The sequence below is a fragment of the Paraburkholderia sp. GV068 genome, from assembly GCF_003058125.1.
Classification (GTDB): Bacteria; Pseudomonadota; Gammaproteobacteria; order Burkholderiales; family Burkholderiaceae; genus Paraburkholderia; species Paraburkholderia graminis.
In genome coordinates, this window is record NZ_QBUB01000031.1 from 1 (window position 1) to 21,328 (window position 21,328).

19 protein-coding genes and 2 pseudogenes are annotated in these 21,328 nt (G+C 58.5%); 11 read left to right on the forward strand and 10 right to left on the reverse strand.

Annotated features, from left to right (window positions below):
* The coding region (locus C8K18_RS32440) for a putative type VI secretion system effector (protein WP_108506369.1) at window positions 1–538 on the reverse strand (538 nt) is incomplete at its 3' end.
* Between the two features lie 891 nt (window positions 539–1,429).
* On the opposite strand from C8K18_RS32440, the gene C8K18_RS33995 reads away from it, so the two are divergent.
* Complete coding sequence (locus C8K18_RS33995; RefSeq protein WP_258196245.1) at window positions 1,430–1,738, forward strand: hypothetical protein; 309 nt, start codon at window positions 1,430–1,432, stop codon at window positions 1,736–1,738.
* Between the two features lie 85 nt (window positions 1,739–1,823).
* On the opposite strand, the pseudogene C8K18_RS34210 reads toward C8K18_RS33995, so the two are convergent.
* Window positions 1,824–1,982, reverse strand: a pseudogene (locus tag C8K18_RS34210) (DUF4087 domain-containing protein); the annotation flags it as partial.
* An 85-nt stretch (window positions 1,983–2,067) separates the two neighbouring features.
* Between C8K18_RS34210 and C8K18_RS32455 the strand changes: the two are divergent.
* The 5 genes from C8K18_RS32455 (at window position 2,068) to C8K18_RS32480 (ending at window position 5,259) form a co-directional block, all read left to right on the forward strand.
* Window positions 2,068–2,394 carry a hypothetical protein gene (locus C8K18_RS32455; protein ID WP_132384650.1) on the forward strand — a complete coding sequence of 109 codons (327 nt, stop codon included), beginning with the start codon at window positions 2,068–2,070 and terminating at the stop codon, window positions 2,392–2,394.
* Between the two features lie 73 nt (window positions 2,395–2,467).
* Window positions 2,468–2,935: a hypothetical protein gene (locus tag C8K18_RS32460; protein ID WP_107711000.1), complete on the forward strand. Its 468-nt coding sequence runs from the start codon at window positions 2,468–2,470 to the stop codon at window positions 2,933–2,935.
* Window positions 2,936–3,042: 107 nt separating this feature from the next.
* Window positions 3,043–3,393: a hypothetical protein gene (locus C8K18_RS32465; RefSeq protein ID WP_258196244.1), complete on the forward strand. Its 351-nt coding sequence runs from the start codon at window positions 3,043–3,045 to the stop codon at window positions 3,391–3,393.
* Between the two features lie 553 nt (window positions 3,394–3,946).
* A complete protein-coding gene (locus C8K18_RS32475) occupies window positions 3,947–4,396 on the forward strand; it encodes a hypothetical protein (RefSeq protein WP_107710998.1) in 450 nt (149 codons plus the stop codon).
* Window positions 4,397–4,479: 83 nt separating this feature from the next.
* The gene (locus tag C8K18_RS32480; protein WP_107710997.1) at window positions 4,480–5,259 is read left to right on the forward strand and encodes a hypothetical protein; all 780 of its coding nucleotides are present in this window, start codon (window positions 4,480–4,482) and stop codon (window positions 5,257–5,259) included.
* Window positions 5,260–5,295: 36 nt separating this feature from the next.
* On the opposite strand, the gene C8K18_RS32485 is transcribed toward C8K18_RS32480, so the two are convergent.
* Together C8K18_RS32485 and C8K18_RS32490 are read right to left on the reverse strand one after the other, a co-directional pair.
* Window positions 5,296–6,069, reverse strand: coding sequence for a hypothetical protein (locus C8K18_RS32485; protein WP_132384649.1), 774 nt, complete (start codon window positions 6,067–6,069; stop codon window positions 5,296–5,298).
* Between the two features lie 560 nt (window positions 6,070–6,629).
* Entirely contained in the window at window positions 6,630–7,367 is a 738-nt protein-coding gene (locus tag C8K18_RS32490; RefSeq protein ID WP_165919894.1) for a lysozyme inhibitor LprI family protein, read from the reverse strand.
* 404 nt (window positions 7,368–7,771) lie between these two features.
* On the opposite strand from C8K18_RS32490, the gene C8K18_RS32495 reads away from it, so the two are divergent.
* Window positions 7,772–8,791 carry a DUF2167 domain-containing protein gene (locus tag C8K18_RS32495; protein ID WP_107710994.1) on the forward strand — a complete coding sequence of 340 codons (1,020 nt, stop codon included), beginning with the start codon at window positions 7,772–7,774 and terminating at the stop codon, window positions 8,789–8,791.
* A 45-nt stretch (window positions 8,792–8,836) separates the two neighbouring features.
* Here the strand turns inward: C8K18_RS32495 and C8K18_RS32500 are convergent, their stop codons facing one another.
* From C8K18_RS32500 to C8K18_RS33140, 6 genes are all read right to left on the reverse strand, one after another.
* The gene (locus C8K18_RS32500; RefSeq protein ID WP_107710993.1) at window positions 8,837–10,300 is read right to left on the reverse strand and encodes a DUF2875 family protein; all 1,464 of its coding nucleotides are present in this window, start codon (window positions 10,298–10,300) and stop codon (window positions 8,837–8,839) included.
* 165 nt (window positions 10,301–10,465) lie between these two features.
* Window positions 10,466–10,891: a hypothetical protein gene (locus C8K18_RS32505; protein WP_107710992.1), complete on the reverse strand. Its 426-nt coding sequence runs from the start codon at window positions 10,889–10,891 to the stop codon at window positions 10,466–10,468.
* Window positions 10,892–11,353: 462 nt separating this feature from the next.
* Window positions 11,354–11,827, reverse strand: coding sequence for a T6SS immunity protein Tli4 family protein (locus C8K18_RS32510; RefSeq protein WP_108506370.1), 474 nt, complete (start codon window positions 11,825–11,827; stop codon window positions 11,354–11,356).
* A 15-nt stretch (window positions 11,828–11,842) separates the two neighbouring features.
* Entirely contained in the window at window positions 11,843–12,388 is a 546-nt protein-coding gene (locus C8K18_RS32515; RefSeq protein WP_132384648.1) for a hypothetical protein, read from the reverse strand.
* A 590-nt stretch (window positions 12,389–12,978) separates the two neighbouring features.
* Window positions 12,979–13,248, reverse strand: coding sequence for a hypothetical protein (locus tag C8K18_RS32525; protein ID WP_132384647.1), 270 nt, complete (start codon window positions 13,246–13,248; stop codon window positions 12,979–12,981).
* Window positions 13,249–13,527: 279 nt separating this feature from the next.
* Window positions 13,528–13,731, reverse strand: a complete 204-nt coding sequence (locus C8K18_RS33140) for a hypothetical protein (RefSeq protein ID WP_132384646.1) — start codon at window positions 13,729–13,731, stop codon at window positions 13,528–13,530.
* An 83-nt stretch (window positions 13,732–13,814) separates the two neighbouring features.
* Between C8K18_RS33140 and C8K18_RS32535 the strand changes: the two are divergent.
* The 4 genes and pseudogenes from C8K18_RS32535 to C8K18_RS32550 form a co-directional block, all read left to right on the forward strand.
* Window positions 13,815–14,166: pseudogene (locus C8K18_RS32535) on the forward strand (DEAD/DEAH box helicase); the annotation flags it as partial.
* Between the two features lie 1,191 nt (window positions 14,167–15,357).
* Entirely contained in the window at window positions 15,358–18,045 is a 2,688-nt protein-coding gene (locus C8K18_RS32540) for a type VI secretion system Vgr family protein (RefSeq protein ID WP_107710986.1), read from the forward strand.
* 40 nt (window positions 18,046–18,085) lie between these two features.
* Window positions 18,086–19,936: a triacylglycerol lipase gene (locus C8K18_RS32545; protein ID WP_258196243.1), complete on the forward strand. Its 1,851-nt coding sequence runs from the start codon at window positions 18,086–18,088 to the stop codon at window positions 19,934–19,936.
* 14 nt (window positions 19,937–19,950) lie between these two features.
* On the forward strand, window positions 19,951–20,994 hold the full coding sequence (locus tag C8K18_RS32550; RefSeq protein ID WP_107710985.1) for a T6SS immunity protein Tli4 family protein: 1,044 nt from the start codon (window positions 19,951–19,953) through the stop codon (window positions 20,992–20,994).
* The last annotated feature ends 334 nt before the right edge of the window (window positions 20,995–21,328 follow it).

Below are 21,328 nucleotides of genomic sequence, written 5' to 3' on the forward strand. Positions count from 1 at the left end.
CAACACCGATCGTGGCCATGGAAACTGCATAGGCATACAGATCGCTTGAAATTCCACCCTTAAGATAGGTCCCGATTACCAGGATTGCATAAAGGGTGAAGAAGGTCCACAGCATGATCTTCGTCATGCTTCGGTAATGCGCCCTTCTTCCTGCCGTGGCGTGAGGATACATCGCTACTATGTCGTCGCCATCGCGCTTGACCGAATAGACGATGTATCGATCGTCTGCCAGCTTCTCTGCGGCTACTTCGACTTCGTCGCCGTTGCGCATTGGTAATAGCCATAGCCAACCCTGCATTTTCTTGCCGTCGAGTTCGAACTCCACCCATTCAGCTTCTTCGTCCGAGCTGGACGCCATACTGACGAGTCCGATGCCTGCCGCACCCATACCCATCGCTGCGGCACCGACCGCGGTCGCACCAGGCTGTCGTTGCTGCACCTGCGTCAATACGAAGTCGTGACTGCGTCTTGAGCGCTCGAGCTTCGCGATGGTGCCGCGCAGCAGGACGGTGGAGACGCGGTTTTCCTTGTTTATCATGAGACCTGAGCCATGGCATCTGTAAAATCTTTGTCCTGTTCCGTGTTCTTCGTGTAGACGGGAACGCTGTAATCCGTCACACGATAAATCGTTTCCCGCCCGGTCCCGAAAGCGCAGCGCGAACACCACGCCTCTAGCGCATCGGGCGTCAGTGTTTGTGACCTTCTTCAACGGTGCGCCATACCTGCGACGGCGAAGCCCCGTAGGTGACCACGACGGGACCTTCAGCTTTCTCGTCATCCGATAGCCGCGAAGATCAATTCGAGCGCATGTTCGGCATGCCGATGGGAGGAGCTTGAACGGGCGAAAAGCCCGTAACCCGCCAATAATTTTCCCACACCTCTGAGCCGTTGAGTGCCTACCCTTCTTGTTCTCCCGTCGCATCAAGAATCGACGGTCATTCGATACGGGATGGTCGATGTATCGCAGCAAAACGAAGTATCTGGCATGTCTCACGTCCATAATTGTCGTCAGCTTTATGTCCAGAAGATACTTGATAAGTACCATTTCCTAATGACACGTGACCAATATCGCGAGTATATGATTGGACGGATTGCCACAATCGCAGGTTGGACAGATGCGTAGACGATCCATCATCGCAGTCGTGAGCATAGTCGTTGGCGCTTTCGCGGCGGCCGGTTCGGGTTGGAGCGCCGTCAGCGCCCCACAGGTACAACACGGAAAAGAGCAAATGCAACCGAATTTGGTATTTGCCCTTGGCGATGATAGTGATCAGATAATGCGCGAGGCCAAGGTGCCGATCAAGAAATCGCATATCGCGACCGCCTTGATGTACGACGCGAGCAGGATCGCAACGGGCGTAGAACCCGTGTTTCAACTCAGAGACCCTAAGCGCGGTGTCGTCTCCCGCAAACCATCGACGTCGAGTTCATGTCGGATACCGAGGAAGGCGGGAAAATACGAACTATCCATTTGAGATTCAAGGTGCCGACGTCGCCCAGGGACGTTCACGATACGGCGGGGTTCGAGGCCTATGACGAAGCAATGTATCGCTATGTGATGGATGTCATCGCGCGCATCAATGCCGCCGGATGGAAACGGTACATTCCACAAAGCCTGGTTCGCAGGTTCATGCAGGAGCGCACGGAGGCAGAGGCGAAGGCTCGGGCGCAGGGCGCGCGCGTCTTAACTGATTGGAAAGACCCCGGCATCGCTGGAGTAGCGCCGCCGAGCGAGTAAGGGCGGAGGGCGTGCGATTCCCCAAGCCGTTGCGCGTCCTGTAGGCCACCGTCATTCGTGACGGACTCTGGCCTTCACTTCAGGCTCACGGCGGCGGCAGCGGCAGCGGCAGCGAGCGATCGGCCTTGCAACGCTCTAGCGGAAGCGCCTTAGCCGAATAAAGCCGTAAGACTTTATCGGTGCCTTTGTCGACTTCCATATCGGTGCAGGCACATCCGTAGCCATGTCCGCCCGCATTTGTGACGGCCCACTTTGTGCTCGGGTATTATCACAGCCACCGCGTCCTGGAAATTGAACAGGAGACCGCCTGAACATTTGCCGCCCCATCGTTGCGCAATCCGACAGAGAAGATCAGTTCTGCCACGCCACACCGGTCTGAAATGCTGGGTGTCATACGGATCGCATGGCTCTGCATTGGGGTGGCGTTTGAAGGCGTCGTGTACGAATTCAGCCTTCGTTATATTCGTGACTTGGTGCCGGTTTGGATCGTTGTTGGCGCGGCCCTCGCGGTTGCGATACTCATGGGTGTGATCCTGTGCGCGCGCGGAAACGTGAGGTCGGGCGCCTGCGTGCTAATGGCAACTGTCTTGCCGGTTGGGCTCGTGGCGCTGCTGATTTTTGTCGTGGGCGGTGGCTTCCGCGCAATGGCGAACTGAGTGCGGCGCCACTGCAGTAGCGTCTGATTGTCCGCGCGATGCAACGCAGCCTTTTCCAAGAGGATAGCTTTGTATGAAACGTCGATGGTTTGCAACGCTTCTCGTGCTTTGCTGCGCAAACGTATTTGCGCAATCCGATGGCGGTAACAGGCAATCCATTTCTACTGTATCTGGGACGCTACTGATTGTTAAGCTTCCCGTCACGGCTCGCGATGGCGCGAACTTCAATGCGACTTTGAACGACAAGCCGTTCGACCGGCTTTACGGTTCTCACTACGTCTACTACACCGACTCGACGGCGGAAGGCAAGCTTGCTTCGCGTATCGTCGTTGAAGACTTCGTTGGCGGGTTCGCGGACGCACCGTCGGTCGTCCTGTATGACCTGCGGAAGCAACCAGCGGCCACGTTACCAGTCAGTGACAAGCTTCCTATCGACGACCTTCGCTGGACTCCTGACTCGGTTTTGATAGGTGCCGATGGCCAGTGGTTCGCGTTCGCGGGGCGTAAGCTGACGCGCGTTCGCCCTCCAAGGAACAGGTAATGTCTGCGGCCGAGAATCCGAATATTCACCCCGCGCGATTCTCCGTGGACATGCCCGACCGGCGCTCCACCGCGGGCCAATGAATGTGATACACGGAAGCACGACCCATGATGAAGCAAGCGATCAAGTTCATGACACGCGCAGTAGGTGGTTGCCTTCTGCTTCTCATAGCTGGCTGGCTTTTGATCTCTACCGACATACCGCGCGCGCCAAGCGCCGACCCGGGGAGCCCCGAGTGGGTCGCCTATGTGAGCGAGCGATATTTCGATATATCGGACGGCGAGGGACACGGCCCCGATCCTGGAAGCGAAGAATGGCTGCACAGCGTTGAGAGGCAAGCGAGACTGCAAGACCGGAACAACCTTCCATTCGTCGAAGGCTGCAGGATGGTGCAACACCAGCTGGAGCGTCGTGTCTTTATCCTCAACCGTCCACTCGGCTGGAATTTTATGTTCTGACGCCGACCCCACGGCAACGAGTCGCGCCGGGCACAACATTCAATGGCCATACACCTATCAGGCAACATCGCTGAGTCACGTCATTGGCTCAAAGAGACGACGCGTCGGCGCGAGGACGTTCGATACATTCGTCATCGAGCGGCAAAACTGCGGGGACCAAGGGCTCCCCGCGTTCCGGATGCTCGGAACTGCGCGCGCAGCATTGCGACACTGACGACTGCAGCGTCGTCGGCTACAGCAAGGAGGTGCTATGGTATGCACGGCGTCCTGAGCGCATATGCGCAAGGTGCGGACGAGTCCGTCTGGCATTATTCACCCGACGACCTCATCCGGAACGTAAGCTCGCTTGTCACGGACCTAGTGTGCTGCGGAAACGACGCGGCGTGCGTCAGGGTCCAACTCCCGTTGCCTGGCCGCGTCGCGTCTGCTCCAAGGTACGGCTTTCCGCTGCTGGTGAACGATACATGGCAGTTTCTGATGCAAAGGCACATCGCGCGCGACCAGCCATCCCCGGCGCGCTCACTGTCGTCGCTTTCTACGCCCTAACTCACAAATGCCTGCCACCTTCAATTTTTCCAGCGGCGAACTTGACACCGGCACGGGGCTGGTGCTTGCACCCGGCCTCACGACGGCTGCTGATGTAATCAAAGCAGATTGGAGGTCGCTTGACGGACACAACGGCTGGAAAAGTTTCGCCATCAGCGAGCTGGTATTCTGGCGGCACTCCTTCGCCGTGTCAGTTCGGTTCCATCCGGACCGCCTTGCCCTCATCGACTGTCTCTGGAACGACGGAAGCATTCGCAAGCAGGACTGGTCCGCAACGGAAGACGACCTCCTCAGGGAAAAAAAGACGCTGGTGAAGTTGATCATGAAGGAAGCGCAAACGACTCCAGCGGCCACGTCACTCGGTGTAGATACGTTCCTGTTCAACTGGGGAACTGTATCGGTGCGAGCAGATCCGCGGTCCATGATGGTCCTGCTCACCATCGCATATAACAGGTAACTGACCGCTTGAATCAGCAGTTGCTTGAATCAGAAGTCGCCGCATGCCGGAGGCGATGTCACCAACTCAGAGAATGAGCGCCAATGCAACGATCCCAATCGCCGACGAAGCCGTCGACCGAACAGAAAGACGCTGTTTGGGAAGTGACGAAGAATGCCGCCCCGATGAACTTCATGTTTCCCGCGCTAGCCGGTGGCCTGTCGTACGCGGCCTATGCAGATGATCTCGCAGTGTCAGAATGGCCATGGAAAATCGGGCTACTGGTTACGCTGGTTTGCGTCTTCGTGCCGTTCGCTGTCTCGATGATGTACCGCCGTTCGAACCTGCTGTGGGTGTGCGGCCTTGCCCTATCGACTGCAACGTTTGCTGCGTATTTTTTCTTTGGGATATTCGCGTACTTCTTCTACTTCATATTTGCGCCGATGGCTCCCCTGCTGCGCTGGCCTGGCCTCGTTGGCGGCCTTGTCCTGACGCTTTACTGGGCAGTCATGTCCTGGCGAACGGTGATGCACACCATCACAAAGACCTCCTTTGTCCAACGGGCTTTCCAGGAAAACGCAGCTGACTTCCGTTACCCAAAGCAAGCGGGGATGGCACTGTTCGAGCAACTCACTAAAGAGCGCTCGCCTTTTCCAAAGATCTATACCTATGTTGTCTTTGGTATCGCGCCGTTCTATCTGGTAGTGAGCCGGCTTCTGGCTTCAGATTTCGGGGCGAACGGCGTGCTGTTCGTTCTGGCAGCGTTGAGCATGCCGCTATCGCTTTGGCTTACCGGGCTCCTGATCCGCATCTATCTAGTGATGGTCAGCCTGCCCAGAATGCTGGAAAAGAAGCACGACAAGCGTGTGTTGGTGGCCGACTAGAGCATCTAGGGTAGGCGATCGCGAGGCGGGAGCGAATTACACCGCGCATATCGTGCTCTTGTCGCGAACCTCGAGCACATGCAGTACTGCAAGAAGATTGCGCTGACGCTGTGTCGGCAGATTCAGTCGCCAGCGCAACGATCCGTAGACGATAGTCAGTAAGTAACCTGCCAGGGCAACTCCGACGATCGAATTCATCACCACGTACGCCGAGAACCCGTCCTCGACCCGCTCACCATGTGCGAGGTATCTGAAAAGGCACAAGGCCATGACGGCTGCCACACCGAACCTGAAGGCCTGCCGCCATCTGCTTTTTCCCCAGAAACGCGGGAGGCGCGGCAAGTAGTACATCTGCCTGTCCGGCTGGAAGTCGAGGGAGCCTGCAGCGAATGCAACGTAAACGCGCGGGTCCGCCGGACGGCGAAATCCGTACACAAGGTGTTGTCCGTCCAGCGCTTCGGACGCAATTGCGAGACAGACATTGTCGCCATTCGCAAGCGACAACTCTACTTTGGCGTAGAAGGGAATCGCACTTCCCGGCGAATAAAGGACAACGGAGGTTCCATTCACGTGAAATCGAAACGAACGCAGCAGTCCTTTGGTAACGCCGTACTGGGACCCCTCGGTTTTCACCCACATCGTGCCGCACTCCAGCCCGGCCACCTCGCCGTCGAGCCGGACGATCTCTGCATGCGTCAACCGATCCTTGACTTCGTCTGGTAGCTTCTCTTGCGCATCAGGCCTGGTCGATGCCGACGTTCCGATCGAGGAAGGTCGAGGTCGTTTTCGTGTCGTGGGTCGTTTTGCCATTCGCTTACGAGAAGTGCGATTATTCAGGAGCAATACAGCGGCATCGACAACCGCGCGGCTCGATTAACTGCTCATCGCGGCCTCATTAGTTCGCAGGTTGCCCGTAGCGGCGTGCACCGACGTTGATGAACCAAATAGCCACGCCGACTATCGCAACCGACACCGCGAGGATTGCGATCAGCAAGGGACCGTCGATGTCATACGGACTCTCGGGATTTCATGCGCCGACCGACATGACAAACCGTCTTATTGACTGGACCGCGCGGGACTTGCATAGACTGCTGTTGCCATCTGGCGCGCAAGCAGGTCACCCAGCACCAATGTGGCCGCGACGTTTGCGATTTAGCGGGCGCTTTTCATTTCATGACGTGCACAGAACGCACGGCGCGGACTTCTTCCGCCTGGCTGTGGCCGCGTGCTGCGGATACCGCCAGTGCAGCGTGATCAATGTCAAGCCGGCGACCGCAGGGCGAACACGGATATCCATTCAACAATGCCCTTGTGATTGACTGCGTTCCGACTCGTTTCTGCCTGTCGGCCGGTCATGCCCTGACGAGTAATCATTGTACGCGCCCCTGGATACCGAGGTCTCGCAGTTCCCGCAAGCGATTGTAAGTCGCGACCCACTGGCATCGCTGCTCCTCCCCTTCGAGCGCCTCATTGCAGCTTGTGTCTCTAGCCTGTATCCATGCGCGTTGCTCAATGCGCAAGTTGTCGGCCTGTTTGCCGGAGCGCGCGGCAAGAAGTGTGCGATAGCTGAGGTTCAGAGCGCGATCGGCCCCCGCGTACAGCCACAAGTAAGGTTTCGCGGGATCGAATCTTGAGACCGATCCGAGCTTGAAGTCTTCGTCCCGATTGTCGTTGTAGAGGCCCCCGGGCACACCCACTTGCACACGAACGGAGCGTTGTGCAGATGGTTGTTCGGATCTCGAGTCCCAGCTCAACACCGCCCAGTTCTTGTCGTCCGCAGTGTCGAGGACCCGGACCTTGACCGCGTCGACCGGGATCCCATCCTCGAAAACGCGAGCCGCGTAGCACGTACCGACTCTGCTATAAATGTCGTCCTTGAATGGCGCGATGCAGTTGCTGACTGCTGGCAGCGTCGTGATGATCCGGCCGTCCTCGTCTTTGCTTGAATCTTTGTCCGTTACTTGCAAAAGAACTGCCGCACGGTGCGTGGCGGCGTCGATGTTTGCAGCCACAACGGTGGCCGTCAGAGTTGATTCCGCAGCTGCGGTGACTGCAAACGTCGCGGCGATCAGGCTAACCGATACGGATGCGTAACGTATGAAGCGCATATCTGAGTCCGAAAATGGAAGCTGAAGCGGAGATGGGAGGCTGAATGGAAAAGCTACCATGTTGTCTGTCGGTGTAACTCCATCTTATCGTTCGATCGCTGTCCCGATCAACGGAGCGCTCGTGTTCGATAACGTTGGGAGCAGCGGTGGGCGTGTAGCTGGCAGGGGCTTGAGTCAGGCGCGGCAAACAAAGCTTGTATGCATTGACACGATGCGGTGATGATTTTCGATTGGGGAGCGGCGCCGGATGCAGATTGATTTAAAACGCATAGACTAGCTGCCGGTTCGCCTATTGCGTTGACATCGGCTCCGTTATAAGAATAATCGGCATCTTGGCCGCTTTAATCGTGGAGCGCCATTACCGCCAATATTGAGCGTTTGAAAAGAAGGTTTTCTGAACAGATATGCAAAAACTACTACCTTCGAGAAAGATTGCTCATCTTTCGATACTGCTGCTGTTTATAGCCCTAGGCGAGAGCACCGTCGCGCACGCGGCCCACAAAAAGGCTCACGCGCCAGTCGCTTCAAGCGGGGCTGCTTCTGCGACATCGGCCTCTGCCCCTCTTGACTCCAATATTCCGCTGGAGGTCTGGAACAACCCGGCCTGGCAGCATGGGCCCATGACCGTCCAGCTCGGGCAGGCGGCTTCGCTGGATGTTCCGGCTGGATTCCGCTACCTGCCGGCCCCTCCTGCGCAGGCTGATCAACACGCTAGCGGTGCAAGCGATGCAGGCGATAACGCAGGCGCTCAGGAAGACGACCCACCGATCGCCGCCCTGGCACCCGAAGATGGAAGCTGGTCGATGAGAGTGATCCTTTCGCACAGCGGTCACGTGGACACGGACTATGTGAGTCTGAATCCCGAAGAGCTGGCAAGCACAATGCAAGTCCGAAGCAACCCTGTAGTCCCAGGCGCGCCCCCGTCGGCGCGATTTTTGTCAAATGACATGGTCGACTGGATTCGCACTCCCCGATGGGATGCGAACGGACATCAACTCGACTGGTTATACGAAAACACGGTCATCGGCAGCAGCGCCATGCGAAGCACGAGCTACCTCAATGCAGTGAAGTTCGGCCGTCGATATACCGTTGGCATGCAGATCGAATTGGAGGACAGCAATAGCAAGGAGCGTGCGATCGCATTAAAGGACACCTTTGATCGCCTGGTTGGGAGTGTGAAGTTTCGCGAAGGCGAGACTTACGCAGACTATCGATCCGGTGATGAAAAAGCGACGCTGAAGGTCACTGACTACATCACAGGACCGAAGACCGCGGCAGACGAAGAGTTCGACCAGAAGATTGCGCGGGCGACAGGATTCGATTGGCGCGGCTTTGCAGAGAGGGTTCTTCCCATCCTGAGTCTTGGCTTTGTCGGGTTCGCGGCCATGCGGCGTAAGAAGCAGTCGAAACCGAACCAATCATAGGAACACGGATGGCCGAGCCGCGCCGGCTGTTGGTCTCCGCATGAATCAACCTCCTGGAACGAGATGAACAAACGGGTCCGCCGGCAGTTTGCGGTTCTGCGCATGGGCCGCCTTGCCCGCCGCGTCGGGCGGCGTGATGAGGGTCAGGTGCAACTGACCATCGGGTGCCAGGTTCGCCGTTACGCTGCCCTGCCCGAGGTCATAGCTGGCCATTGCGGACAAGCCGAGGCTGACCATCGGACCCATGATGCCGAGCCCGCCGATGCGGCGGCCGACGTCGAAACCCTCGCGAAGACTGGTTGGGTCCGGCACGTCGTCAACGCCGGGCAGATGGAGCAGCGGCAGCACGGCCGGCTGTGCCCGGCTGTCGAAGAAAACACGCGCCACCGTTTCGCCGGGCGGCAGTTGCGCGCGTACGGCTTGCCAGCCGTCGCGCACGGCATCGGTAAGCGCTGTGCCCTTAAGCGGATGGCCGCTCGTGTCCGTCACGCGGACCGCGACGGGCCGGTGCAGATAACCGAGCAGCGGCGCGGCATCAAATTCCTCAAGCTGCCAGCGAGCCCAGCGCGACGGCAGCGACGCATCGGGCACAAACGAGCCGGGGCCCGAGTTGTGGAGTTCGGGCGTCAATAGCGGCAACTTCGCTTGCCATTGCGCGATGGTCGGCGGCGATACGTCAAGGCCTCCTTTCGGCTCTGCCTTGACGTTCCAGTAGAAGTTAGAGGCCTTGATGGTGTCGTATTGGCGATCGTCCGGGCCGGCGTCTTTCGGGTCGTCGTTGACGAACGGGCGAACGTAGGCGTCCACGCGATCCGTGCGCGCGACCAGCAAGCCGGCCATCGCATCGAATTGCGACGGCACACGTGGCCCGTCGGGAACATCCACATGCTCGAACCAGCTGCGCACGGCTACGCCGTCGATGCCATAGACGAGCACTTCAGGAACACGTGGGTTCGCGGCGAAGAAATCAAACAGGTAGTCGATCTGCGCCTGAGGATTGGTGACGTTTGCTGCCTGCGCGGTGAGGAACATGTGCAGCGGGAGGCTCGCGCGCTGCCGGTTGCTGGTGATCAGGTTGGCAATCCGGTTGTCTATATCAGCGGCCTTTGGCGGACCAAAGATAACCACCGGAATTGGCCAGCGCTCGACACCTTCGCCCGCGCAATACTTGAAGGAGGAGCCGAGCGCGCCCGTCGCCTGCTCCTGGATCTGCGACGCGTTGCGCGGGTAGTCGGAGGGATTGGCGGACAGCACGCTGCGATAGGCGTCCTTCTGGTCCCTCAGCAACTCCCACACGTCGGTCTGCGCCCAGATGCCGACGCGCACGCTGACGCCGCGCAGCTCGAGCCGGTCGGGACGTGGGTTGACAGTCCCTGCAACCCGGGCCGCCCTGGGCGCGCCATCCCAGGCCGGCGCTCCTGCTTTTGCGGTAAGCCTTCCAAGTGGAAGCAACGACAATACCCCGATGCACACGGCCGCTACAATTCCCAGAGTCAACGTCGTGCGCATAAGAATGACTTCATGTTAGTTTCTGGGGGTCAGTCCGATGCGTCTGGCTCAGTTGGGCCCAAAGCAGGTCTCGTTGCTTCCAAAGGGAGGCATCTTGGCGCCCCCGCGCTGGATCCGCGCAAACGCGCGCTCAGCCGCATGTAGCGATGCCGGCCAACTGCTCCATCATTGCCAGTCGCAACGGCCATTATCAGTCAACGCACCTAGTTTCAGTCCAAACGCGGTCTTCTTGCCACTCTTCCCGCTGATATAAACCATTGAGTAGACCATCGCTCCCTGGCTTATCATCTGATACTCACCTGTGACCTGCTTACCGAGGACTTCAACCCAGGTTGTCTGCACTTCATCGGGAACGTCTTTGTCGAGCGTTTGTGCCGTTGATTCGGCAAGTATCAGCGGGATGGCTCGGGGGGACTTTTGATTCTTGACGAAACCCCACGACAATTTAGTCGACGAATCGAAGTAGGTTGTCATCTCGAAATTTACTGGCTTCTCCCCACTTGAACCGAAACAAAACGTGTCGTGACTTATCTCGGCATGCACGATCAACGGCGCAAGGAGCAAAGACGTCGTGAAGATCAGTCGCTTCATAAACTTTCTGGACGTAGGATTTTTGCAATCTCAATGATGCATCGATCCGGAGCTGGCTTCGTGTCCGAAAACGGTTCGAACTCACGCCGCGCAAAGCTTATGAAGCGTTAGCCGGGCCATGAACGCTCGGCCGAGGTGACGCGGAGCACTCGATTTTCAGAGTTGCCCTCGGCGAGTGCAAACCGCATTAATCCTCGCGATCGCGAACTGCTCTCTCGCTCCATGCATATTTTGTAGCATACATTCAATCGTCATAGGCAGATCGGCTATCCGCCAATGCGTGATGCGTCATCACAAGGCTCGACAGGAATAGTACAGCCGAACAGCATACTTGCGTACGAGAACAGTCACTGCGACTTTCCAATCAATGTAATTTAGCTTGCCTCGGCAGTGAAGTGCCGAAGCCAAGTTTATCAACGACGCACCCTGCGTCCACCATGACTGATATGCACGCGGCCCCCATTACTGAGGCGGCCGCCGCCTTACCGACGCCGCAATGCCCTTCGCCATCAGATCAAGCTCCTCTGCCGACACAGGCGGATTCCCCTTCGCGTACTTTGCGTTTCTCTCGACGAGAACAAGAAGATTAGGCCTATCAGCCGGTGCATTGGCATCCCCTTGCACCAAAGCTAGATACCCGTAATCCGTCGAGTCGTCGTCGCGCGTGATGATCGCCGAAGTCTCAACGCCCTCCCGGCCATCGAGCGTTGCAGTCCGGTAAGGCGTCGCACCAACAAGCTTGATCCGCTTGCCAATTCCGTATTCATAGCCCCATACGAATTCGCTCTTCTGTCTAGACGTAAGCTTGGGGTCAGTTGCCAACGCTTTCTCGTCGAGAAAAGATATTGTGACGTCGGGGTGATTTTTCAAGCGAAACGTTACACCCACCTGGCGTGCCGCATCTGTGCCTTTGTCGGCAACGAACACGTTCGGCAAACACACGCCATCGCCTTAGGGAATTTCGTAGGCATCGCGGGCGGAGAGACCGTTTAAAACCGCCTGGGTACGTTGTATCGCCACGGACGGTTCCGACGATGACGCGCGAAAGCTGATGGCCTGCCCGTTCTCGTAAACATAGAAGCCAGCAGCACGATGCCCGGCCCAGGCAAATGCGTCCGGCCGTCCCGCCGGTATCACCTCAAACCGACCGCTATCATCGGTCGACGCTGAGCTCGAGGACACCCGCTCTTTGATCCCGCCCAGGACGAAACCGAAGTCGGCATGCGACATCGATCCGGTTATCCGAAAACTGCCGTTGTAAATTAAAACGGTGTGCGCAGCCGGCTGACTGTCGGAAAATCGAAAAGGAATTTCCTGCGGCTTCGCGAACGCGCCGGGAATGGTCAAAGCAACTTCAGCATCGCCCGGAATCGTCAATTCGTAGCGGCCGACGCATTCCCGACGTGCTTCCGCCATGGCACCAGACGACACGCTCGGTATCGCACATACCAACGATGTCAGCGCGATCAGTTTCCAGCGACTTCTGGACTGTCTCATGAGTTAAGTTCTCCGCCCTTGCTCGCACCAGCAGCCGGCGCATCGTGTTCATACTCGTGCTGCGCCTTCGCCAAAAAGGGTGTTATCGAATGGCATCTTCCCACCGGTCGACCTCCATTGTGAATTCCACGTGGGCCATATAGACGCGAAAATCGCCTTGCGCCTCAGGCGAATCAGACAATGCTCGATTGCCAGGAATGAAGGAAAACACCGCTTTACAAAACTTCTGATTCACGTCCGCCACCGTCTGTATCGCCTTGCAGTCCACTGCGTTTGCAGGCTGACTGATGCTCTCATTAACTGCGTCGCCTGCCGGACGGCTCCTGCCGCAGATACCGTGCGAATGTCCTCGTCACCTTGACCTGGCCGCCTCCCCCGATGTCCTGTCACTCCATTGCGCTATCCGCAATCAGACAAATGTGCACGTAACTGGCACTGAGCTGGCCCGCAGAGCGCAAAGCGCCAATTCGTTGGCCGCTCACTGCCTCATGTAAGTCGCATGAGTGGCCCGAAGCCCCTCGATCACGATCGACAGCACGCGACCCACAACAGACCTTCGCAGTTCTCCAGCGGACGATCAAAGGTTCCTGCTATGTGAGTCCTATGTCGGCGCCTGCATATCCAGGGCCCTGAAGTTCGTGTTCTAGGACATTGTTTGCGCATTCTAGCCATTCCGGAAACACCGCCCCGTCCATCGGGGTTCCCTTCCCGTTCGGTTCGCCCCATAAAGCAAGATTGCCGAGGAGCGCACCCAATACATCGGGCTTATCGAGCCGGTGCCATTCTCGTTCGAGAAACTGCAACATGATTAGATCGGCTTGACGCAATGTAACTGTGGATTCCATTGAAGGAGTTTCCATTTTTTCCCTCCACGCGACTGAAAAACAAGGGTTTATCTCGACACCCCTCATGAACCCTTTGACGTCAGTCCATTCGGAGCGACGGATTCAGGATCTGCAAGACCTCGGCGGTGCCCTCAGGGGGAGAGTAGCCAGACTTCGGCGAAGCTCTGCTCCCCGGTTGTCACGCTGTCCGTATCAACAAACTCGTGGTAAGCCGACGACCAATAGTCTGGTCGCACATCGTAAAGAGGACGGTAGCCAGGCCTCACTTGTTTTAGCGCGCTCTCGCTGGCGTGCTCAGTCAAAGCGAATTTCACCATCAAGTCGGGCGAGCGAATTGGACGACTCATGTTGGTCAACAACTAAGGTGACGTCGTGATTGTCAGCGATCCTGGCAGTCATGTCGAACGTCTTCACCTGGCCGAACCACGCCCGTTTCGATAACGGGCCGCATTCAAAGGCTGAATTCAGGAACGTTTCTGTTGGCAGCAGCCAAAACAAGAAGGCTCCGTAGCATGACCAGTTGCGAGATTAGATCCGTCGTGTCTGAGCAAGCAGCGCATTGAGCCTCCCGCGAAAACTGAATCACCGAGCAGCTCGATCGCAGCATCGACGTGCTGATCGCCAATCCCGATCTCGTAAAACCGGGCTAGATCTGCTGGAGTTTCCGACGATCGTGTTCATGCGGTCCGGGTACAACGTCTACACGTTGCAACAGGCCGCCCGTCGTTCGTGGGGTATCGGGCAGAAGCACCCGGTGAAGGTGATCTACCTCGGCTATGCCGAGACGTCACAGATGCACTGCCTGAGCTTGATGGCAAAAACCCCGCCGTATCGTAGAGGACTTCCGGCGACGTATCGGATTCCGGCCTGGATGTGTTGAATCAGGACGGCGATTCGGTGGAAGTCGCTTTGGCTCGCCAACTGGTAGCTTGACCCTTGTTGACGTTATCGCGGCCTCCGCTTGGGCGCCGCCGTCTTCGCTATCGCATGCATCGTACGCGTCGTAACCTTGGCCGCGTCAAAGCACCCATTAGTGCAGAAAGCCTTTGACATGCCCACGCGTGAGCACCCGGAGCTGAACACGCGGCGGGTCGCACGGCGCACTACATCCCGCCTGACGGCCGTCCGACCACCGGTATATGAAAGCATCGTCGCGCCAATGCTGATCAGTTCGTTACAGTCGTAAAAACCGAGATTTCCCCGTTGCGCGCCATCCAGTCGGCGAGGGCGAAACACGTGCCGCAAAGGCGATGCGCAGAATGGTTGCTCTTTGAAGCTCGGCTGCTAAACAGCTTCACCACATCTGTATCCGTCATGGCCATCTCCCGTTGTTTGACATTAACGATAGCCGCAAAAAGGTGTCACCCACCGCTGGACATTCGCAGGTAGGTTTCGGCCGACACAGGGCGCCTTCGTGGACCCTCGCTCCGACTCGTGCTGACAACGCGGCCCGACGGCTACCAGATCGAGCGCTCGTCGCGATTCCAAAAACGCGTGGCACGTTCCCTCTTCGTTGGCGACGTAAGCCGCTGTACATAGCACGGGGATTCCCGGTAATCGCGCGCTCCGGTTATGGTCAAGTCGTCTTTCACGCCACACGCCAGATCGCGTTTCCACCTATTTGGCTGATACATTTAAATTGTGTCCGGCTCCGTGATAAAGCTCATCGTTTTGATGAACACCGATCTCGTGAATGTATTCAAGTCATATAACGCGTCTCATCGGTTTCGCGAACAGGCTCCCATTACCCTCGCCGGCACGGGAAACCGCTGATACACCGTGGTTTTCGAAGAGTCCCCCGTACGCACGTCCGTGCGCGGCAACGGCACGATTTGGCGGAGGGGACTTCGGCGTGGCCGATTAATGATCGGCGATGTCTGCGATGGAGCGACACGCGCCGCGATATTCGAAGGGCACCATGTCAATTCGGGCATCGTCAATCTTGAATGGGCCTGAAAAGCTTGATGGGAGTGTGATTAACCATCGATCGATATGCACGGTGCATATGATCTACGAAACTTGAAACGACTTTTCAATCACTGACGTTTGTTAGGTGGATGATTCGTCTGAATGTTTGTATTATCACGCGATACGCACGGACGCGTACCGAATAATAGAGGCGGCATGGAAGCGCAGGGTTTCGTCAACAGCATCGGCGGTTTGTCGCAAAGTGATCGCCTATTAAAACTGGACACACCGCTTGGGACGAACACACTGGTGCCCCAGCGTGCGGTGGGCCACTCGCGTCTGGGGCGACACTTTGAATTCACCATCGACGTGGTGTCGATCGCCGGGGGCGTCGAACTCAAGACGCTGATCGCCCAACCGGTGACGCTGTGGATCCAGCAGACCGACAAGTCCTATGTTCCGCACAACGCCTACGTGCACACAGCGCGCCGCCTCGGGTCGAACAGTGGGCTGACGAGCTACCAGCTCGGTGTTGCGTCATGGATGCACTTTCTGAAATTTCGGCGCGACCAGCGCATCTGGCAAGACAAGAGCGCCGACGAGATCGTCACCGACGTCTTCAACGCGCATCCTCAAGCCCAGGGATTCTTCCAGTTCGCGCTATCCAAACCGCTGCCCTCGCGATCGTATTGCCGACAGGACGAGGACGACTGGAACTTCGTGCATCGACTGCTGGAGTCCGAAGGTTTATACGGATTCTGGCGTCAGGCGCAGGACGGCAAATCGCACACGCTGGTCATCACCGATCGGCTCGCAACGCTCGACGTCCTGGCGCCGGCAACCGTGACGTTCTACCGGGCGGGTGCGGGCAGCGAGACAGATGCGCTCACGCAGTGGGCGGGTACGCGCACGATGCAAAGCACGATGCTGACGACGCGCACGTTCGACTACAAGAGCCCGTCCACACCAGTCAACCCCAAAGGCACAAGCGTGCCGACCATGCCGAACCAGGGCGGCCTACCGGAGCAGGCCGACGTCTACGAGTACACGGGCGCGTACACGTATGCGAAACAGGACCGCGGCGACCAGCTCTCCGGCATTCGCATGGAGGAATGGGAGTCACGTGCCAAGCGCTTTGTCGGTACCGGCGGCGTGCGCCGCATGAATGCCGGGCGGCGCTTCACGCTCACCGGCCATCCCGACCACGACCGCGATGACGCGTCCCACAACGAGTTCGCTGTCATCCAGACTGTATGGATGATGGCGAATAACCTGCCGGTCGGGAATCAGGGACCCGTTTTCCCGCATAGCCTGCAGGCGACGATCGAGGAGGTGCAGGCGCGCCACGCCAGCGACAAGACGTTCAGCGTTCCGCACCCGGACGGCTCGGAAGGCTTCTACCTGACGGAAATTGAAGCACAGCGCACGACGGTCCCTTACCGCAGCCCGTTCGAGCATCGCAAGCCCCAGATGCATCTGGAGTCGGCGATCGTGGTGGGTCCGCAAGGCGAAGAGGTCTACACGGACGAGCTCAATCGGGTCAAGGTGCAGTTCGTCTGGGACCGCATCAACGGCGGCAACGAGAAGGCCTCCTGCTGGGTGCGCACGGCGCAGTCGGACACGGGCGGTGGCTATGGCGGCGTACACATGCCGCGCGTCGGCGAAGAAGTCCTCGTTGATCACATCGGGGGGGATTGCGACCGACCGGTCGTGGTATCGCGCATGTACAACGGCGCGGCCAAGCCACAGTGGCATTCAAACGGACTGCTGTCGGGGTATCGCTCGAAGGAATATGGCGGCAGCGGTTACAACCAGATGGTGATGGACGATTCGACCGGGCAGAATCGGCTACAACTGTATAGCAGCACGGCCGGTTCGCAGTTGCATCTGGGGTATCTGGTGCAGCAGACCGCCAACAGTCGTGGCAACTATCTTGGAAGCGGTTTCGATCTTAAAACGGATGCCTACGGCGCGGTGCGCGCCGGCCAAGGTCTCTACGTGTCAACCCACCCTCCTGCGGAGGATCAGCCGCTCGACGCGTCCAAGACGCGCGAGCAGCTGGTGCGCTCGCAGACGCTGGTGGAGTCGCTCTCGGAGGCGAGCACCACCGCACAATCTGAAGATCTTGCGCCGAGTCAGAACAGCCTCAAGACGTTTGTCCGGACCACCGAGCACGCCGTGGCGGCGCCAACCGGCTCAGGCGGTAAAACAGCGGGCGGGGGCACCGGCAGTGCCCAGGGCTTTTCGACGCCGGCGCTATTGATGGGCAGTCCGTCCGGCATGGCCCTGGCGACCCAGCAGGCCATCCATGTCAGCGCCGACCAGCACCTCAATCTGGTCAGCGGCGAAACGACGTATGTGTCCACGGGAAAATCGTTGATTGCCAGCGCTGCGGAAAAGATCAGTCTGTTCGCGCAAAAGGCAGGCATCCGGCTGACCGCGGCGAAGGGCAAGATTGAAGTCAATGCCCAGCGCGATGATGTCAGCGTAAGCGCTGGGCAGAACGTAACGGTCACCAGTGTCAACGGACGGGTAACGATACAGGCGAAAGAAGAACTCATCCTGCAATGCGGGGGCTCCTATATCCGCATCACGCCCTCGGGTATCGAAGATGGCATGAGCGGCGCACGCGTCATCAAATCGGCGTCCTTCAGTCGTCAAGGCCCGACTTCCATGGCCGAACACCTCAACAGCCGCCCGGCAACTGCCTTCAACGATCCGTACGTGCTGCGCAACAAGATCACCGGCGAAGCGCTCAAGAACCATCCCTATGAGATCACCCGCGCGGATGGTTCCGTCATCAAGGGTGTCACCGACGAACTGGGCAAGACCAGCGTACAGCGAAGCAATGACGTCGAGACGGTTTTGATTCGCGTGCTTCCGCGTAGCAAACCGACGGTCTGAACAGTCAGCGATTCTCATCAACGAACTGTAAAGAAGACGAATGACCGAAACAGGTGCAGATTCGAACGCGGCGGATGCAGCGATCTCCGATGACGTGGTCACGCACGTCGCCCATCCCGATCCGGGAGGCGGCGCCACGGCCAGAGCCGTGCTCACACCACATCACGATACACGCAGCAAGGAGATCCATGCCGACGTACGTCCGCCGATACCGGTGATTTTTCTACCGGGTGTGATGGGCACCCTGCTCGTGAACAAGAACACCGGCGACGATATGTGGACGCCCCCGAACACGGACCATTGGTACTCGTACGGGAGCGCGCTTTCCATCATAACGGGCTGGTTCGCGGGGGCCGCGTCTCGGGAAAAACGGTATGACGCGACCGTTGCCGCGGTGAATCCCAACGGACCGGTGGACGTTGAGGGCGCGGGCATTTCCGAAGCCGAAGCGAAGCGTCGTGGCTGGGGGACGGTCCACCGTACCAGTTATTCGCAGCCGCTCGCCTGGCTGGAACACCAGCTCAACCACCCGATGGAACATGGCGAGCCAACGGGGTTCTGGCATTCGGGCGATCCATCCGGAGAGACCTTTACGCTACGGGCTCTGCTGGGCACCGATCCGAAGGAATACGGGGCTTCGGGCGATGGCAGCGCGATCGCCGCAGACTCCGATGACTTCAAGCATTTTGCCCGATACCGTTACCCCGTGTACGCGATCGGTTACAACTGGCTTCAATCCAATTTCGATTCGGCCAGCGACGTGCTCAATGGGACGACGTTCACAGACCCAAAGACGAAGAAAACCACGCAGATTCTGGGCATCCACGACATCTGCAAGGAAAACCAGGTCGACAGGGCGATCATTCTCACCCACTCGATGGGTGGACTGGTCGCGCGGTTCCTCCTGCAACAACCCGGCGGCGATACGGTCACCTACGGCGTCGTGCATGGCGTGCAACCAGCCACGGGCGCACCGCTCGCCGCCAAGCGCTTTCGCACCGGCGGCGAAGGTTTCATCAACGAGAGTCTGATGGGTGCGAACGCGGCAGAGTTCGTCGCGATTTCCGCGAATGCGCCTGGCCCGCTCGAGCTCACGCCCATGCCGGATTATCACAATGGTGCGCCATGGTGGATCGTGCGTGACGGTCAAGGCAACGATGTGCTGTCGCTTCCGAAATCCAACGCGCTGAGCGAGCTGTACCTCAATTCATCGTGGTACGGGCTGTTGCCGCCCGAACGCCTGCTCGATCCCGCAGGCATCGTGGCCAAGCGACTGGACCAACTGGGTGGCAGGCAGTCGGTCATGTCCAATTACAAGGACACGATGCGGCAGGTCGTGCAGCGACAGAGAAGTCTCCAGGATCAGTACCATCCGAATACCTATGCGTTCTATGCCGACGGCGCGATCAAACCAAGAACCGTCAGCGGGTCCAACGCGCCGAAAAAGGAACGCGCCGTGGAACCGGGCAATGCGGAAAAGGATCTGCTGACCTGGGGCACGGTCGTGTGGAAAGGTAATATCCCCTTTGGCGTAACCGAATCGGAGCTGATGGCGGCGCCGCTCATCTCGGACGACCAAAAGGGCGTGGTGCGTATCAAGTTGCGCGGCCAGGACATCACCGTCACCGTTCAGCAGGCCGCCGTCGCACCGTCGCCGGGCATCGACAATGGCATCGTTCCCGGAGACGGTACCGTTCCGATCTGGTCATCGGAAGCGCAAGGCCGTGGCGTTAAACCGGGTCTATCGGGGAACAGGGCTCACGGCATGCAGATGGTCTTTACGCAGGGCGGCTACGCGCACCAGTTCTGCTACAGCCATGCCTGGGCGCGATGGGCTACGTTATATAGCGTGGTCAGGATCGCCCAGCAGGTCACTGTCGAGACCCATTGAGGTATTTGCCGCTCATGCGCCTTTCCCAACTGCTTGCTCCTTTTTTCATTTCGGTCGTGGTCGCGAGCGCCCACGCAGCCGACAAAGAGTCGAACATGACCATCACATCGAACATGCGTCCCTGGTGCTTCGGACATTTCATGCTGGATCGCCCCGAACACAGCGAAGTGTCCGCGCAGCACTTCGCTTATGACGGATACAGCATCGAAACGGTCCGAAACGTCTCGAACGCGATGTTTGCGTCCCGCGTGGCGGCGCGAGAACAGGAGCTCCGAGCGAAGACTCGTGACGATCCCACCAGGAGCGGAGCCGCGTTTCACACCAACGTTCCATGGCTGGAGCGTATCGATGCCATCGCCCCGAACGCCCGTTCCCTGTCCTTCGCCGGCATTCAGGCCGAGGGCAACGACGCGATGTTCAACGTGGAAGCGTACGTGCACGATCAGACCACCCTGTACATCCTGAAAACGAAGGCAGAGCGTCAATACGTCAACAACAAACTCGTGTCGCGCGATGGAGGACTTTTCACCAGCATCCGCTACCGCGACAACTGGACAGTACCCACCGAAAAGGGATTTTGTTTTGACGGTGGCCTGATTGGCGGCAACCAGCGGACAAGCGAAGACGTGGTGCAGACGTTCGCCCTTGATCCGGGCAAGGCGGCCATGCTAAACGTCACGATCCGCGAAGCCCTGGATGCAGACGCCAGGACGTCGCTATCGACAGGCGAACTGCGAAGCAAGCTTGATCGCGCGGGCGTCGGCGCAAGCGTCACGATTCTGCGGGAGAGTAAGCGGCAAATCGCCGGCATGGAGGCGCAGGAAGTTCTTTTATCGATCGGCGAGGGTTCAACGCACCTGTATCGCTTCTACCTCCTCGCGCCCGGCAAGCCCGGTTCGATCGCCTCCCCGCACATGGCGGTGGAGATGGCCCTCGGCGACGTGTCATCGGGCGGCAAGCTAACTGCCCAGAACGCTTCCCCGCTCGATCCGGCCAGTGCGATGGCGGCGTGGGACAAGCTTGTTGGAACCATTCGTTTGCGGCCAGGCGCGCTTTGAGCGAGGTGGACAAGGACATCGTGCGCACCGGGGCTCCCTCACACTAACCCTCAAATCGAATGATGCGGCTCAAAAAATCTTTGACCTTACTTGCCGTGCTTGGCGCGCTGCTGTCGTTGCACGGATGCTCCGCATTGGGATGCTTCGGCGACAGCCGAGCCTACAGTTGCAGCCATGTTGGATGACGCGCGACACAGCGGCGGTGGCAGCCCGCCATACCACCATCGGCTTAACGAACGTTGGCTCTCGACTCGACGTCCGATACGCAACGTCGATGGGCTTTCTGGCGGCGTCCCCGAACGTCGCTTCGCCGACGGACGGACACAGGCTTCCA

What these genes read in the sequence shown, in the direction of transcription:
- C8K18_RS33995 (WP_258196245.1), top strand. Translation starts at nt 1,430, where the DNA reads ATGTCGGATACCGAGGAAGGCGGGAAAATACGAACTATCCATTTGAGA.
- C8K18_RS32460 (WP_107711000.1), top strand. Translation starts at nt 2,468, where the DNA reads ATGAAACGTCGATGGTTTGCAACGCTTCTCGTGCTTTGCTGCGCAAAC.
- C8K18_RS32465 (WP_258196244.1), top strand. Translation starts at nt 3,043, where the DNA reads ATGATGAAGCAAGCGATCAAGTTCATGACACGCGCAGTAGGTGGTTGC.
- C8K18_RS32475 (WP_107710998.1), top strand. Translation starts at nt 3,947, where the DNA reads ATGCCTGCCACCTTCAATTTTTCCAGCGGCGAACTTGACACCGGCACG.
- C8K18_RS32480 (WP_107710997.1), top strand. Translation starts at nt 4,480, where the DNA reads ATGCAACGATCCCAATCGCCGACGAAGCCGTCGACCGAACAGAAAGAC.
- C8K18_RS32485 (WP_132384649.1), bottom strand. Translation starts at nt 6,069, where the DNA reads ATGGCAAAACGACCCACGACACGAAAACGACCTCGACCTTCCTCGATC.
- C8K18_RS32490 (WP_165919894.1), bottom strand. Translation starts at nt 7,367, where the DNA reads ATGCGCTTCATACGTTACGCATCCGTATCGGTTAGCCTGATCGCCGCG.
- C8K18_RS32495 (WP_107710994.1), top strand. Translation starts at nt 7,772, where the DNA reads ATGCAAAAACTACTACCTTCGAGAAAGATTGCTCATCTTTCGATACTG.
- C8K18_RS32500 (WP_107710993.1), bottom strand. Translation starts at nt 10,300, where the DNA reads ATGCGCACGACGTTGACTCTGGGAATTGTAGCGGCCGTGTGCATCGGG.
- C8K18_RS32505 (WP_107710992.1), bottom strand. Translation starts at nt 10,891, where the DNA reads ATGAAGCGACTGATCTTCACGACGTCTTTGCTCCTTGCGCCGTTGATC.
- C8K18_RS32515 (WP_132384648.1), bottom strand. Translation starts at nt 12,388, where the DNA reads ATGAGACAGTCCAGAAGTCGCTGGAAACTGATCGCGCTGACATCGTTG.
- C8K18_RS32525 (WP_132384647.1), bottom strand. Translation starts at nt 13,248, where the DNA reads ATGGAAACTCCTTCAATGGAATCCACAGTTACATTGCGTCAAGCCGAT.
- C8K18_RS32540 (WP_107710986.1), top strand. Translation starts at nt 15,358, where the DNA reads ATGGAAGCGCAGGGTTTCGTCAACAGCATCGGCGGTTTGTCGCAAAGT.
- C8K18_RS32545 (WP_258196243.1), top strand. Translation starts at nt 18,086, where the DNA reads ATGACCGAAACAGGTGCAGATTCGAACGCGGCGGATGCAGCGATCTCC.
- C8K18_RS32550 (WP_107710985.1), top strand. Translation starts at nt 19,951, where the DNA reads ATGCGCCTTTCCCAACTGCTTGCTCCTTTTTTCATTTCGGTCGTGGTC.